The 15,453-nt window shown below is 34.0% G+C and carries 17 protein-coding genes; 7 read left to right on the top strand and 10 right to left on the bottom strand.

Going from position 1 to position 15,453, the window contains the following annotated elements; genetic code table 11:
- Positions 1-177 precede the first annotated feature (177 nt).
- Together ACH0B5_RS02360 and ACH0B5_RS02355 are read right to left on the bottom strand one after the other, a co-directional pair.
- Positions 178-1,404: an AI-2E family transporter gene (locus ACH0B5_RS02360; protein WP_122971760.1), complete on the bottom strand. Its 1,227-nt coding sequence runs from the start codon at positions 1,402-1,404 to the stop codon at positions 178-180.
- A 79-nt stretch (positions 1,405-1,483) separates the two neighbouring features.
- Entirely contained in the window at positions 1,484-2,431 is a 948-nt protein-coding gene (locus tag ACH0B5_RS02355; RefSeq protein ID WP_122971759.1) for an LCP family protein, read from the bottom strand.
- A 224-nt stretch (positions 2,432-2,655) separates the two neighbouring features.
- Here ACH0B5_RS02355 and msrA point away from each other — a divergent pair, with 224 nt between their 5' ends.
- On the top strand, positions 2,656-3,171 hold the full coding sequence (gene msrA / locus ACH0B5_RS02350) for a peptide-methionine (S)-S-oxide reductase MsrA (RefSeq protein WP_122971758.1): 516 nt from the start codon (positions 2,656-2,658) through the stop codon (positions 3,169-3,171).
- A 39-nt stretch (positions 3,172-3,210) separates the two neighbouring features.
- Here the strand turns inward: msrA and recQ are convergent, their stop codons facing one another.
- The 3 genes from recQ to ahlS form a co-directional block, all read right to left on the bottom strand.
- Positions 3,211-4,965: a DNA helicase RecQ gene (recQ, locus tag ACH0B5_RS02345; RefSeq protein ID WP_341362035.1), complete on the bottom strand. Its 1,755-nt coding sequence runs from the start codon at positions 4,963-4,965 to the stop codon at positions 3,211-3,213.
- 149 nt (positions 4,966-5,114) lie between these two features.
- Positions 5,115-6,242, bottom strand: a complete 1,128-nt coding sequence (locus ACH0B5_RS02340) for a zinc-dependent alcohol dehydrogenase family protein (protein ID WP_122971756.1) — start codon at positions 6,240-6,242, stop codon at positions 5,115-5,117.
- A gap of 30 nt (positions 6,243-6,272) precedes the next feature.
- Positions 6,273-7,106, bottom strand: coding sequence for an AhlS family quorum-quenching N-acyl homoserine lactonase (ahlS, locus tag ACH0B5_RS02335; protein WP_122971755.1), 834 nt, complete (start codon positions 7,104-7,106; stop codon positions 6,273-6,275).
- A 289-nt stretch (positions 7,107-7,395) separates the two neighbouring features.
- On the opposite strand from ahlS, the gene ACH0B5_RS02330 reads away from it, so the two are divergent.
- The gene (locus ACH0B5_RS02330; protein WP_122971754.1) at positions 7,396-9,000 is read left to right on the top strand and encodes an ABC-F family ATP-binding cassette domain-containing protein; all 1,605 of its coding nucleotides are present in this window, start codon (positions 7,396-7,398) and stop codon (positions 8,998-9,000) included.
- Between the two features lie 256 nt (positions 9,001-9,256).
- Here ACH0B5_RS02330 and ACH0B5_RS02325 read toward each other — a convergent pair whose 3' ends face one another.
- Positions 9,257-9,457, bottom strand: coding sequence for a cold-shock protein (locus ACH0B5_RS02325; RefSeq protein ID WP_036179813.1), 201 nt, complete (start codon positions 9,455-9,457; stop codon positions 9,257-9,259).
- 248 nt (positions 9,458-9,705) lie between these two features.
- On the bottom strand, positions 9,706-10,032 hold the full coding sequence (locus ACH0B5_RS02320) for a DUF1033 family protein (protein ID WP_277749714.1): 327 nt from the start codon (positions 10,030-10,032) through the stop codon (positions 9,706-9,708).
- Between the two features lie 348 nt (positions 10,033-10,380).
- Here ACH0B5_RS02320 and ACH0B5_RS02315 point away from each other — a divergent pair, with 348 nt between their 5' ends.
- Positions 10,381-11,028: a 5-bromo-4-chloroindolyl phosphate hydrolysis family protein gene (locus ACH0B5_RS02315; RefSeq protein WP_122971752.1), complete on the top strand. Its 648-nt coding sequence runs from the start codon at positions 10,381-10,383 to the stop codon at positions 11,026-11,028.
- On the top strand, positions 11,028-12,134 hold the full coding sequence (locus tag ACH0B5_RS02310; protein ID WP_158599685.1) for a toxic anion resistance protein: 1,107 nt from the start codon (positions 11,028-11,030) through the stop codon (positions 12,132-12,134). Before ACH0B5_RS02315 ends, ACH0B5_RS02310 begins: the two co-directional genes overlap by 1 nt.
- A gap of 78 nt (positions 12,135-12,212) precedes the next feature.
- Here the strand turns inward: ACH0B5_RS02310 and ACH0B5_RS02305 are convergent, their stop codons facing one another.
- Complete coding sequence (locus ACH0B5_RS02305) at positions 12,213-12,410, bottom strand: DUF6501 family protein (protein WP_122971750.1); 198 nt, start codon at positions 12,408-12,410, stop codon at positions 12,213-12,215.
- Between the two features lie 101 nt (positions 12,411-12,511).
- On the opposite strand from ACH0B5_RS02305, the gene ACH0B5_RS02300 reads away from it, so the two are divergent.
- The 3 genes from ACH0B5_RS02300 (at position 12,512) to ACH0B5_RS02290 (ending at position 13,812) form a co-directional block, all read left to right on the top strand.
- Positions 12,512-12,643, top strand: a complete 132-nt coding sequence (locus ACH0B5_RS02300; RefSeq protein WP_277749713.1) for a hypothetical protein — start codon at positions 12,512-12,514, stop codon at positions 12,641-12,643.
- Between the two features lie 75 nt (positions 12,644-12,718).
- On the top strand, positions 12,719-13,006 hold the full coding sequence (locus ACH0B5_RS02295; RefSeq protein WP_122971749.1) for a YerC/YecD family TrpR-related protein: 288 nt from the start codon (positions 12,719-12,721) through the stop codon (positions 13,004-13,006).
- A gap of 167 nt (positions 13,007-13,173) precedes the next feature.
- Complete coding sequence (locus ACH0B5_RS02290) at positions 13,174-13,812, top strand: YitT family protein (RefSeq protein WP_122971748.1); 639 nt, start codon at positions 13,174-13,176, stop codon at positions 13,810-13,812.
- A 33-nt stretch (positions 13,813-13,845) separates the two neighbouring features.
- Here the strand turns inward: ACH0B5_RS02290 and ACH0B5_RS02285 are convergent, their stop codons facing one another.
- Entirely contained in the window at positions 13,846-14,580 is a 735-nt protein-coding gene (locus ACH0B5_RS02285) for an amino acid ABC transporter ATP-binding protein (RefSeq protein WP_122971747.1), read from the bottom strand.
- A 27-nt stretch (positions 14,581-14,607) separates the two neighbouring features.
- Complete coding sequence (locus tag ACH0B5_RS02280) at positions 14,608-15,330, bottom strand: amino acid ABC transporter permease (RefSeq protein WP_122971746.1); 723 nt, start codon at positions 15,328-15,330, stop codon at positions 14,608-14,610.
- Between the last annotated feature and the right edge of the window lie 123 nt (positions 15,331-15,453).

Genomic DNA, 15,453 nt, shown 5'->3' with positions numbered 1-15,453 from the left:
AAAGTCTAACAAAATTAGGAGATTGCGTGTTTATTTTTTCTGAATTTTATCTGTACCCCAACAAATATTTTAGAGCCTCAATTTAATCCACATAAAAAGTCCTTAAAGTACATTTTGTCACTTTAAGGACTTTCTTTATAGAAAAAAATGTCTCTTACAATAAGAGACATTTTTTGTTTAACTTTCATATTTGTTTTCTGGATCCTGTTCAAAACGGTTATATCGTCTTTTCAACAGACTAAATAAATGGCTTACTAACACTTTAAATAAGGCATAACCAGGTATACCTAAAATTACCCCTGCAACTCCAAATAAGGATCCTGCTGTTAATAGTACGAAGATAATTGTAATTGGATGAACGGAAAGGGATTTCCCCATAATATTAGGCGTAATAAATTTCCCTTCAACTAATTGGACAATCGTCCATACGATAATTAATTTCACTAACATAAATGGTGAGTTAACAATCGCAATGACAAGGGCTGGTGTAATGGCAATAGCAGGACCTAAATAAGGTACGACACTTGTAATCATCGCTAAAATACCTAATAAGAAGGCGTAATCTAATCCGATGATTAAAAATCCGATGGTCATCATCACACCGATACAAATGGAAACGAGTATTTGTCCTAATATATAAGAACTTACTTGCTTATCCATTTCTTTCATTACTTGTCCAACTTCATTTCGAGCTCGAGGTGGGAACAAACGTAAAATAAATTTCGGTAGCTTTTCACCTTCATAAAGTAAATAAAATAATATGAACGGAACTGTAACTAGTGATAATAAAATCCCTGTTAATGTTGATACAAATCCTGTTATCCCTGAAGCAAGTGTTGAAGCAACATTTGCAAAAGTATCTTTCATTGTAGAAACAAGATCATTTGTCACATTCATTAAAACAGCATCGTAATCGAAATTGAATCTTGTGAACAGTTCATCAAATTTCGAATTATTTAAATACGTCACAATATTTTCGATTAACGCCATAAAATAAATTGGAAATTCTTGAATTAAATTCATAAATTGATCTCGTAAAAATGGATATACGATAAGAGCTAGTAATGTCATGAGTGCTGCCACAATGACATACAGTATTAATATAACAAGGCCACGAGGAACTTTTCCTTTACCGCTTTTTTCTGCTAAACGTACAAAAGGTCTTAATAAATAATACCCAATAATCGCTAGCACACCCGGTAAGATAACAACTTCAAATAATACTTGAAGGGGGTAAAAAATAAACGAAACTTTATCAAATATAAATACGATACAACCAACTAATAGTAATGAAATAAGAAGGAATAATAGATTCTTTCCACCTAAAAAACGAATAAATCTTGATTGGAAGAAAGATGTTTTATTCCGTAATAAACGATCCTCATAACCTTTTTCTCTTTCCAAAAAACCACCCCGTCAACCTATGAAAATTTATAATTACTTTTATTTTATCATTTATAATATTTTTTGGAAGAATTTACTCCTATTCCAGCTTTAAAAAATCATGTAGCAATTGTTTATTTTCTTCCGTATCAATTTCTATCACATCGCCAGCATCGCTATAGGAATTATAGCTATAAGTTCCTTCTACTGGGATTGTCATCTTTTCTATTTCTAACCCTCCACCTGCAACAATAGATAGAACCGTTTTTAACTCCTCTCCCGTTGTTAAATCAGTTGTCACATAGCCTTTCGCAGCTCCTACTAATTTCGGTATGTTACCAACATTTTTCGGTGATAGAATTTCTTCTTTTAACGCTTCAATCACTTTTTGTTGGCGCTCTACACGTCCAAAATCCCCTTCCGCATCATGTCGGAACCGCGCATAGCCAAGTAGTTCTTTACCATTTAGCTTTTGGATACCTTTTGTTAAAGTTACCCCAATATGAGCAGACATGTCTTTTTCAACATCCATTTCAATTCCATCGGGAGCTAAAATATCAATCATTGCTTCGAAACTTTTAAAATCAATTAACGCATAATGGTGAATTGGTACATCAAACATAGAGTTTAATGTATCTTTTAATAGTTGGACACCACCTAAATAATAGGCCGTATTTAATTTATAAGATTTATAACCTGGTATATCTGCATAAATATCCCGCATAAAGGATACTAATTTTAAATCATTTGTATCCTTGTTCCAAGAAAGGACCATCATCGTATCGGAACGGGACTTTTCTTCCCCTCTACTGTCAACACCAACGATTAAATAATTTTCAATGTTTTCCATTGCCTCATCGGGTACAAATTCCTCTTCCGGTAGTTTCGTTTCGCCAGCCAACTTAAGGCCACTTCGATACTGGAAAATAGAGTATGCTGCTATAACGATTAATAGTAATAATATGAATGTAAAGAAAACTCGTCCCTTTCGTAGTTTTCTTTTTTTATATCGAGTTTGTCTTGTTTCATGTGTTTGTTGCTCATCCATCTTATTTACACTCCCCTTCAAAAACGCAATAAATAAACAGTATGTTCAAAAAAAGATTTGTTTTTACCATATTATACTATGACCAAAAAAAGAAATCTTAAATTTAACCATATTTATTAGTCAAAGCTAGTCGTTTGTGAGATTGATTGAATAATGTTAAAATTGTTTCATTCTATCTATCATGGTACAATACTATTTATTTTAAGCATTGGAGGCGTCATTTTATGGAAAAAGCAACATTTGCAGGTGGTTGTTTTTGGTGTATGGTGAAACCATTTGTAGAATGGGATGGCATACATAAAGTAACTTCTGGTTATATGGGTGGCACAGTAGAAAACCCTACATACGAACAAGTTAAGAAAGGTGATACGGGGCATTTAGAAGTTGTTCAAATTGAATTTGACCCTGTTGTTTTTCCATATGAAAAACTTCTTGAAATCTATTGGATGCAAATCGATCCAACAGATGACGGTGGACAGTTCCATGATCGAGGAGAGTCTTATAAAACAGCGATATTCTATCATTCAGAAGAACAGCAAAAATTGGCAGAAATTTCAAAACAACAATTAGCTGACAGCGGTCGCTTTAAAAAACCAATTGTAACGAAAATTTTAGAAGCTTCCACGTTTTATGAAGCGGAAGATTATCATCAAGATTATTATAAAAAAGAGCCTAATCATTATAAAGAAGACCGGGAAAAATCAGGTCGGGATGAATTTATTAATCAACATTGGAAATAGTAAAAAAACCGGCAAATTTAACATTTGTCGGTTTTTTGTTTAGTGAAATTCTTTAATTGCATTAATAAATATTGTGCCATAACGTTCCAGCTTGTTTTGACCTACTCCACTTACCTCTAAGAACGTTTGTTCATCGATTGGTTTCTTATCACACATATCTTTTAATGTTTTATCTGAGAATACGACAAATGGAGGAACCCCTTCTTGTTCTGCTATTTCTTTTCGAACAGCGCGCAAATGTTCAAACAACGGATCATCTCTTTTAATAACCGTTTGTTCAATTTTCACCCGACGCCAAACCTTTCTTTTGCCGAGCAATACTTCTTTCCCCTCATCGGATACATAAATAGTCGGATATTGACCCGGTTGAACTAACAACAATCTTTCAGAAATTAAAAACTCTATGAAATTTGAAATTTCCTTGGCATTCATATTTTTTAAAATACCAAAGGTAGACAATCCTTTAAAGTTTTCGATTTTTTTATTGCGGGAACCTGCTAAAACTTGAGCAGTAATTGTTTTCCCAAATTTTTGACCCATTCGAACGACACAAGAAAGGACCTTTTGTGCATCCTTCGTAACATCTGTTTTTGGACGTTCATCGGTACAATGGCTACATTGTCCACAATCTTTCGATTCCTTCTCTCCGAAATATTGCATAATGTAGGACTGTAAACAATTTTCAGTATGACAGTAATCCACCATACTTTGAAGTTTCTCAAGTTCTAATGGAATGCGTGACCGATCTTGGGATTGGTCAATTAAAAACCGTTGTGTTTGTTCATCTGACGAGCTATATAATAAAATACATTCACTTGGTAAACCATCGCGCCCCGCTCGCCCCGCTTCTTGATAATAACTTTCCATGTTTCGAGGCATTTGATAATGAATAACAAAACGAACATTCGTTTTATTAATCCCCATTCCAAAGGCATTCGTCGCAACCATTACTTGCACTTCATCTTGTAAAAACCGATTTTGCTCTACCGTTCTTTCCTTCTCTCCCATACCACCATGATATTTTGCGACCCGTATTCCTAACTTTAATAACGAATCATATACTGCTTCAACGGATTTTCTCGTAGCGGCATAAATAATTCCTACCTCGTTTGAATTATTTTTCACATATTGTTTGATGAAGCGTTCTCTATTTTCCCCTACGAGTACTTTAAATGATAAATTATCCCTTTCAAAACCAGTGATGAATGTATCATCCTGTTTTATGTTTAATAAAGAACAAATGTCCTGACTAACAGTAGGAGTAGCCGTTGCCGTTAAAGCAATGACTGTCGGTTTAACTTCCCATAGGTTTAAAAGGGATGCAATCGTTCGATAACTTGGACGAAAATCATGACCCCATTGGGAAATACAGTGGGCTTCATCTATCGCTATAAAAGGAACTGAAAGTCTAGCTAATTTTTGACGAAAAGATTCATTTTCTAAACGTTCTGGAGCAATATACAGCAGCTTGACGAGTCCCTTTTCTACGTCTTCCATCACTTGATCCATCTGACTAAACGTTAAAGAACTATTTATATAGGCTGCTTGTATGCCATTACTATGTAATAAATCGACCTGGTCTTTCATTAAAGAAATAAGTGGTGATATGACGATCGTCGTTCCTTCAAAACAAAGGGCAGGAACCTGATAACAAAGGGACTTACCCCCACCTGTTGGCATAACACATAATGTATCACGCTTATTTAAAACATTTTCGATTACTTGTTGTTGACCGATACGAAAGGAATCATATCCGAAATAATTTTTTAATACTTGAACTGCTTGCTGCAACATGTCATACCCCTCTTTTTACATCATAAAGAACAGTATACTATTGATAGATGGCGCTGACAAAAAACGAAAACGATATGTAAAATAAAAAAACTACTGTCCTAATAGGTTTAACAGTAGTTTTAATCGATTTTTTTCCTATTAGTAAAATGTTAGTCCATTTTTATTATAATTCGAGATGAATCCCCTGTAGCAAGCAAATCGAAACCTTCATTAATTTCTTCTAGTGAAATAATATTGGATACTAAACGATCCACGGGTAATCGACCTTGCTTCATCATTTGAATGAAACGTGGTATATCCCGTTTCGGAACACAACTGCCAACATAAGAACCTTTAATAGTCTTTTCTTCAGCTGTTAACGATACATAAGGAAAAGCAAATTTATGCTCCGGATGGGGTAATCCCGTCGTTGTTGTTGTGCCTCCTCGTTTTGTAACAGCATAGGCAACGTCCATTGCTGCTACTACCCCAGCTGTTTCAAAGGCATAATCGACTCCCCCATTCGAATAGTTTTTTACCTTTTCACTGATATTTTCATCCTTTGAATTAAATACAGCGGTTGCACCAAATTTCAATGCTTGTTTTAGCTTATTTTCATTAATATCAATCGCAATAATTTCTCTGGCACCGGAAGCAATTGCTCCAATTAATGCACTTAAACCAATTCCACCTAATCCAACAATCGCAACAGTACTGCCAAGTTTAATATTCGCTGTATTCACAACTGCACCGACACCCGTAATAACTGCACAACCGAATAAGGCTAATTTTTCAAATGGTAAATCCTCTTCTATTTTAACTAAGGAGTTTTCCGATACAACGACATATTCCGAAAAGGCGGATACTCCAATATGGTGAGCAATATCCTCTGTTTCAGTATGAATACGAATGCCTCCGCCAATTAACGTGCCTCTTCCATTTGCCGCAGCACCTGGCTCACAAAGGGCAGGTCTTCCTTCTGAACAAGGGATACAATGACCACAACTAGGAACAAAAATGCAAATCACTTTATCTCCAGGTGAAAAATTCGTTACCCCTTCTCCTACTTGCTCCACTATACCTGAAGCTTCATGACCGAGTGCCATTGGCAATGGACGTGGTCTACTACCGTTGATTACTGACAAATCAGAATGGCACAAACTTGCCGCTTTTATTTTTACTAGCACTTCCCCTTTTTCAGGAGGATCAAGTTCAACCGTTTCAATTTGGATTGGTTTACTTTTCGTATAAGGTTGTGCTACACCGGAAGATCTTAGTATAGCTGATTTAATTTTCAAATGACCTCTCCCCTTTTGACTATTATTTAGTTATTCATAATAACCTTCCGTCGATTTAATCAATGTTTTAAATTGATTTGCATCGTGACCAAACCAAATCGTTGAATTATATTCATTTGCATATTTCCGAATGTATTCTACTGTTGCGTTGTAGCCGACGGAATCATATAAAATTCCAGGGGGTTTAACAGGAGGGCCAAAACTTTCAGCCGTATAAAGGGCGTCAGAAGCAAGCAATAAATTACCCGCGCCAGGCAGCTCGATATGAAGCCCTAATAACCCATAAGCATGTCCAGGTCCAAAATTAATGATTTTAATCCCCTCTACAAGGGTCACTTCTTTTTCATATGGTTTAATCGTACGCCAACGTAAATCATGTTGAATCCATGCCATTACATCTCCCCATATATAGGCACCCATATCCCGTGACATCGCAAACATTTTCATCACGTTGGATAATTCTGAATCATGTACGATAATTTCTGCATTTGTAAATAGTTCTAAACAACCCGCATGATCCAAATGAAGGTGGGAAGCAACGACATATTTAATATCTTTCGGACTCACTTTTAATTGCTCTAAACGGTTAATTAAATAACATTCCTCGCTAGCAAAAGTAGGGAATAATTTTTGAACCCCTTCTGGCCAACGTCCATTTTCCCCCATGCCATCAGGATTGCATCCAGTATCAAAAAGAATTTTCCCTTCTGGGTGATCTATTAACACCGCATAAATTGGAAATTCAACAAACTCAGCTGGCGGGTTTGGATTGTCAATACTTGCAGGATTATGCATCGCAATCATATAGTTTTTATCCATCTTCATCGTACCTGTATCCAGCACATACACTTTTTTGTTACACATTCTCCATTCCTCCAATTCTTTTCCTCATCTAGTTAGAAAGCAAATCTATATGACTTTGTTTTTAAGACTAGGACAACCTATCAACATAAAATCATATGCGGAACAGTATAACGGATAGTACTCCCTATTCGTTTAGAAAATGGAAAGTAAATAATTTATTCTAAACACGTTCATTGTTTAAAATATTCATACTACGTGTTATAATAGAAACATTGTGTACAAAAGAGAAAATAGAACATCACTTTTAAAAACAATTTGAAACTGAATAACAATAAAAGGAGGAGCTTACATGATCCAAGTTAGTAATGTAGGTCTTCGTTATGGCGATCGTAAACTATTTGAAGACGTAAATATTAAATTCACACCTGGAAACTGTTATGGTTTAATCGGTGCAAATGGTGCTGGTAAATCAACATTTCTTAAAATCTTATCTGGGGATATTGAACCCCAAGAAGGTCATGTTTCAATGGGGAAAGATGAACGTCTTTCCGTCCTTAAACAAAATCACTTCGAATACGATGAATTCAACGTCCTTGATACAGTTATCATGGGGAATAAACGTCTTTGGGAAGTGAAAGTTGAAAAAGATGCGATTTATATGAAAGAAGATTTCTCTGATGAAGACGGTATGCGTGCTGCTGAATTAGAAGGAGAATTCGCAGACTTAAACGGTTGGGAAGCAGATTCAGAAGCTGCCACATTATTAAACGGTTTAGGTATTGGTGATGATCTTCATTACATGAAGATGGCTGAACTAGAAGGTTCGGATAAAGTAAAAGTATTACTTGCCCAAGCTTTATTCGGTAAGCCAGATGTCTTATTACTAGATGAGCCTACTAACCATTTAGATTTAAAAGCAATTAAATGGTTAGAAGAGTTTTTAATTAACTTTGAAAATACAGTTATTGTCGTTTCCCATGACCGTCACTTCTTAAATAAAGTGTGTACGCACATCGCAGATCTTGACTTTGGGAAAATCCAACTTTACGTTGGTAACTATGATTTCTGGTATGAATCTAGTCAATTAGCACTTAAAATGGCACAAGACCAAAATAAGAAAAAAGAAGAAAAAATTAAAGAATTACAAGCCTTCGTTGCTCGATTCTCTGCTAATGCTTCGAAATCTAGCCAAGCAACTTCACGTAAAAAAATGTTAGAGAAAATTGAACTAGAAGATATTAAACCTTCTAGCCGTAAATATCCTTTCATTAACTTCCAAATTGGGCGTGAAATCGGTAATGACGTATTAACTGTTGATGGCTTAACAGCGACGCAAGATGGGGAAACGTTATTTAAAGATGTACGTTTTACAATGAATAAAGAAGATAAAATTATTTTAATTGGGAATCCAATTGCAAAAACGGCATTAATGGACATTTTAATGGAACGTCGCCCTGCTGATAGTGGTTCGTTCAAATGGGGTGTCACAACTACTCAAAGTTATTTTGAACTTGATCACGATCAATACTTCCAAGGAACAGAAAAATCACTTGTAGAATGGTTACGTCAATATTCACCTGACGATGAGACTGAATCATTTTTACGTGGCTTCTTAGGTCGTATGTTGTTCTCTGGTGAAGAAGTGAAAAAATCCCCTTCTGTCCTTTCAGGGGGAGAAAAAGTGCGTTGTATGTTATCTAAAATGATGCTTTCCAATGCGAATGTACTTCTTTTAGATGAACCTACAAACCACCTTGACCTTGAATCGATTCAAGCTTTAAATGAAGGATTAATTCGTTTCAAAGGTGCGATGATTTTCACATCCCATGACCATCAATTTATTCAAACCATCGCCAACCGCGTTATTGAAATTCAAGAAGATGGTTCAATTTTAGATAAACAGCTAACTTACGATGAGTTCTTAGAGTGGAAAGAAGCTCAAGGAATTAATTAATTTTTACTAATAGACCACAAACTTCCCTTTAGTTTGTGGTCTATTTTTATGTAATAAGTTTACATAATAAAATTATTGTTATTTTAATAGCGTGATAAGTTCTCACGAAATCCAGTTAAATATTTGGTTAACATAATATAATTATTGTTAAAAAGAAAATATTGAGCCCTACTCTTCCTTCTTTTAAAACAAAATAAAGAGGCATCCCTAAATTTAGGGATGCCTCAGATTAACGGTCTCATTTAATTAGTAATAATTAAAGTTTTACAACGTTAGCAGCTTGTGGTCCGCGGTTACCATCAACAACCTCGAATTCCACTTTTTGACCTTCGTCAAGTGTTTTGAAACCTTCACCTTGAATAGCTGAGAAGTGTACGAATACGTCGTTTTCACCTTCAACTTCGATGAATCCAAAACCTTTTTCTGAGTTAAACCATTTTACTGTACCTTGTTTCATTTAAGAAAACCTCCAAAAAATAAATGTTAACAATATGTGATTGTTTTACCGAAATAAAAAATTCACATATTACGAAGAGTACCGACTTTACACCGATCACTCTTTGTAATATGTGAATCATTTGTACCCGGCCTAGCAATTTTATTGTTACTTAAAGTATACCATCATATTACAATTTGTCAAACATTAAATGCACTTTTTTTCGCATTTTTCTTTTATTTCTGTCAATTGATCGGTTATACAATATTTTAAACCGATTTTTCCACAATTATACCATGATAAATTTGTATATCATCATCACAAGCATCACAATATTCCCGCTCTTCATCTGTCCAAAAGGCATAATATACGCCTTCTTTATTTGCTTCATGTTCATATCGACTTCTGAAATCTTGTAACATTTCTTGTAATCCCTTTTTCAATTCAGCTTCTGTTTGAAATTGTTTTGTTAATACAATATTGGATTCCCAACCTTCAAATTTCCACCATGGTTCATAATCTGCCTTCATATAAATGAGTTGATACACTGCACGACGATCCTTTCCTTCTATTAGTATGTATTTTAGTGAATGCAATGGAAAATGTCTACCGGAAGCGTTTAGAAGATACAAAATTTGTATAAAAAAGAAATTTTATTGTTCTGAAAGTTGAAGTCTCGACTTTATTGTTTGCTTTTCACTATTTAGAATATCCATACTTCAATTCTCCATTAAGCTATGGACAACTGATAATTCGTATTCGTTGTTCTATCTTTTGTAAAGTTTAAAATGGTTATACTATAATAAAAAGTATAAAATATTCTTTTACTTTTTTAGCAATGTGGAAACTTTAAAATGAATCTATTTCAAAACAAAATACACTTACTTTGAAACTTTATACAAACCATTTACGTAATACATTTATAAGATGAAGGAGGTACGACTATGCTTGGTGCTATGAATTTTATAACTAGACATGCATTCAACTTTTTATCTAGTTTTACAGTATTTATTATAACCGTAGTTAATTTTGATTTGGGCATGTTGTTCGTGCCAATTATTACAATAGCTGCCTATTATTTAAGTAATAAAGGGATCAAATCCTTTCAAATTAGAAAAAAATGCAAAGAGCTCGGTATTTCCCGCTCTGAATATAAACAAATTGCTATGCAAATTAAAAAGGCAAAATCACATCTTCATTCTTTAACACAACAGTTTATTCAAGTTCGGTCAGTACGTTCATTTAAATTGTTAAATGAAATGACAAAAATATCGAAACGAATCATAAATATCGTGCAAATGAACCCGAGGAAATTTTATTCTGTAGAAGATTTCTTCTACTCCCATTTACCATCTGCTGTACAGTTAACTGAAAACTATTCCATGTTATCTCAGCAACAAGTAAAAGATTCTGAAATACACCTTACTTTAGAAGATACACGTCGAACATTAAAGGGCTTACATGAAACAATGGAAAACGATTTAAAATCTGCCCTTGAATCGGATTTAGAAAACTTAAAAATCGAACTAGATTATGTAAAGTTTGAAAATGCAAAACAGCAAAGGCAAATAGAACTTAGAGGTGACAAATAGTGTCGGAAAAAAAGAGCGCCATTAATCCATTTGAAGAGTTTTCAAAGAATGGAAGCTCTTTTTTTGATGTGACGATTCGTCATGATTATTCGGTTGATACACCCACTTTTAATACCTTAAATAGGGACCAGCAATCGGAAGCATTGTTAATAGCAAGCCAATTGGACGTTTCACAATATGAAAATGTCCTTCGTTTTGGTGAGGAAGTTCAACAAAAACTAAAAAACTTCACCCATAATATGTTAGTTTCTGTTCAACGGAATGATACCTCACCTATTCGGGAAATTTTATTTAAATTAATGCAACATTTAGAGAAAGTGAATCCAGATGATTTAATTGAAAAAAACAAAGGCTTCTTCAGAAAATTATTTAATCAGCCAAAAACTTCGTTACAAGAAATTGCGACCCAATATAATCGGTTAAGTAAACAAATTGATCGTTTAAGTATTCAATTGCAACATGCTCAAAAGGGTTTGTTGGCAGATATGAAATTGTTAAATGACTTGTTTGATTTAAATGAAGATTATTTTCACCGGATAAATCTGTTTATTGCAGCTGGAGAAATGAAAAAAAAGGATTTACTAAATCACGATTTACCTCAATTAGAGAAAAAAGCAAGTACTTCCGCTAACCCAATGGATCAACAGCTTTTAAATGATTTAAAAAGTTCGATTGAATGGTTGGATAAAAAAATATATGATTTACAAATTTCTAGAGAAATTGCTATACAAACAGCACCTCAAATTCGTTTAATCCAACAAACGAACCAAATGTTAATGGAAAAAATTCAAGCATCGGTCATGACGACGATTCCTTTATGGCAAACACAAATTGCAATGTTGATTAGTTTAAGTCGACAGCAGCGTGCTGAATCTGCTAGTCGCAGATTAATGGATACTTCAGAACAAATGTTACGGAAAAATGCTAAAATAATTGAAGCATCTGGCCAAAACAAAGAGAAACCAATTACCCATGAAGAAATTGATTCCTTTAAACAAACACAATACCAATTAATCGAATCTATCGAAGAAACATTACGGGTACAAGCGATTAGCAATGAACAAAAGGCGACAATCGAAGCAAAACTTCCGGACATTCATTCATAATACTAAGATTCTTCTCCCCTTTATATAATAAAGCACGATTGTTTCGTTAAAAAAACAATCGTGCTTTTGTAATGTACATTATTCAAAATAATCTTTATAATAGCCACCAACATTACCAGTGTTATCGATGACAAAGATAAATTCCTCAGTTTCATTTTTCACTTCGTACTCTTTCCCTACTGTTAACACATTGGATACTAAGTATTTTTCAGCATTTGTATTGACGCATTTTACTTTGCGAATTGTTGGTGCATCTTTCCATTTTAAATTTAACATCATTTTACCTCACTTTAAACTGACCTACTTTTATTTTCTTTTCTATTTTAAACGATTTCGATTCATTTGTGGAATTTTTCGTTCTCCATTGTATGAAAATCATGAAAAATGTTACATTATTTGAAGAGGTGATCGATTTGTCTTTCAGTGGTGTTCCAAGTTGGTTTTTTATGATTGTTATTATTTTTGCCATTGTCTTTATTATTATTTCTGAATGGAATTCTAGAAGTTAATATTATTTAATCTATTCATTTACTTTCAAGTTTATTTAGAAATAATGAATTTACGTCTACCATTGGAGGTTATGAATGGACAATTTGTATGATTATAAAACCGAACAATTAATGAAGGCATTTCTCGCATTACGAACAATGGAAGAATGCGAAGATTTTTTTAACGATTTATGTACACAAAAAGAAATTCTAGCCTTTGCACAAAGGTTGGAAGTCGCTCGTTTGTTATTAAACGGACATACTTACGAAGAAATAGAAGAATTAACATATGCAACTTATAAAACGATTTCTCGAGTTAGAAAAGTTTTACATAACCAGCATTTGAAATGTATATTAAATCGAATAAATAGTTCAGCCCAATGAAGAGTTCTAATCTAGGACTCTTTTTGTTTTGAAGCTATAAATCACTTTAGCCATTTAAAGTTTCAACGCGTTACATGGAACGATTGCAGCTTAAATTTTTTTATAATACGATTTATACGATAAGTTACAAAGTTTGACAAAAAACATCATTTAGAGAGGAAACATCTATGCGATTTTTACAACTTTTTTTAGGCTGCTTTATAGTGAACATTGGCGTTTTTATTTTACATAGTGCTCATGTTGGCACAGGAGGATCGATTGGTTTAGCACTAAGCATTTCCTATTGGATTGATCTAATCTTTCCCATTACCTATATGATAGTGAACATCCCTTTTTTTATCCTATCTATTAAAAAACTAGGTTTACAGTTTACGTTATCCACTGTCCTTGCCATTGCCATCCTTAGTATATTGTCCTATATAACTGAGATGGTAATGCCTGAAATCTCAATTCCTACTTGGATTGGCGTTATTGTTGGTAGTGTCATCGTCGGTTGCGGGGTACTCCTTTTGTTCCTTAATAAATCATCCCTTGGTGGAACAAGTATTTTATCACTCTATTTACAAAGAAAATTTCAATGGGATCCAGGAAAGACATTATTCATTTCTGACCTTTTCATCATTTTAACAACTTTATATTCAATAGGATGGATTGGTTTCATTTATTCTTCCGTTTCCGCATTTATTGTGTCAGTTATCGTTTCCATATTTAAAAAGCGGATAGATGAAAAAATGAATAGAGATGAAGTTAAAGAACAGTTAACAAAGGAAAATGAATTAACTGAAATGCCAGTACTACAACAATAAAGGGGCAATCCATTTTGGATCGCCCCGCATCGATTATTTTAATGTTCGTTTTAAAAATTCTTTCGTTCTTTCTTGAGATGGGTTAACTAATACTTGTTCAGGAGGACCTTCTTCCACAATAACCCCTTTATCCATAAAAACAATCCGGTCCGATACTTCTCGAGCAAACTCCATTTCATGGGTTACGATAAGCATCGTTCTACCTTCATCTGCTAATTTACGCATTACCTTTAAAACTTCTCCTACCATTTCAGGATCTAGCGCAGATGTTGGTTCATCGAATAACATTACTTCCGGATCCATCGATAGCGCTCGAGCAATTGCTACCCGTTGCTTTTGTCCACCAGATAATTGTCGCGGTTTCGCATTAACATATTTCTCCATTCCAACAACAGATAAATAATTTAAAGCGTTTCTTTTTGCTTCTTCTTTTGTTCGTTTTAATACTTTTTGTTGTCCAATAATACAATTGCTTAAAACATTATGATTATCAAAAAGATTAAATTGTTGGAATACCATTCCTAAATGGGTACGGTAGCGTTTAATGTCATGTTGATCATTTAAAATATTCGTACCATTATATATAATATCGCCAGCCGTTGGCGTTTCTAATAAATTAATACAACGAAGTAGCGTGGATTTTCCAGAACCTGATGAACCGATTAAACAGACCACTTCACCTTTCGAAACTGAAAAGTTCACATCGCGTAAAACTTCATTGTTACCAAATGATTTATTTAGATGTTTGATTTCAATTACTTTTTCCATCTTGTTTACTCCTTACGCGATAAGATTTTAAATCGTTTGTTTTTGTTCTACTTTATAGGCATTTTTGCCATCCATTTTTCGTTCGATATAACGTAATATAAATGTAGCGGTTAATGTCATGATTAAATAGATGACACATGTTATAACGTAAGATTCTGCAAAGCGGAAGTTTGCACCGGCAATCGATTTTGTCGTAAAAAATAGTTCCGTTACACTAATTACACTTAATACCGCAGAGTCTTTAATATTCATAATGAATTGGTTACCCGTTGCAGGTAAAATATTTCTGAAAACTTGGGGTAAAATAACATGAAGCATCGTTTGAAAATGACTCATTCCAATCGATTCAGCTGCTTCATATTGACCTTTATCAATTGATGCAATCCCACCACGAACATATTCAGCCATGTAAGCACCTGTATTTAATCCGACAACGACAAGGGCAGCAACAAAGCGATCCAATTCTAATCCGTAAGCAGCTAAACCATAGAAAACAACCATTGCTTGTACAATCATTGGTGTACCACGGAAAATTTCCACATAAACTGTTAATATGAAATTGAATACTTTTAAAATAACAGATTTTATCGATTTCTTACGAAGGGGTATCGTATGCATAACACCGATAAACAATCCGATAAGAGCACCAATAATTGTACTAATAATAGCAATGACTAACGTCATATATGCGCCACGTAAATAACTTGGCCAATTCTCTTCTAGAATTGAGAGTATAATATCTAAACTCATAAATATCCTCCTAAATATTTTAGAAAATCGAACATATCATAATTGAAGTTTCGATAGTAAAATCATCTTGCCTTATCTATTTCTCTGTTTGAAAAAATAGAGCCACTGGCCGGATAATTCGAC

Origin of the sequence: Ureibacillus sp. 179-F W5.1 NHS, assembly GCF_045369345.1 — a bacterium.
Taxonomy (GTDB): domain Bacteria; phylum Bacillota; class Bacilli; order Bacillales_A; family Planococcaceae; genus Ureibacillus; species Ureibacillus halotolerans.
The sequence above is the reverse complement of the archived record's forward strand: the minus strand, read 5'-3'. Positions and strand labels throughout refer to the sequence as shown.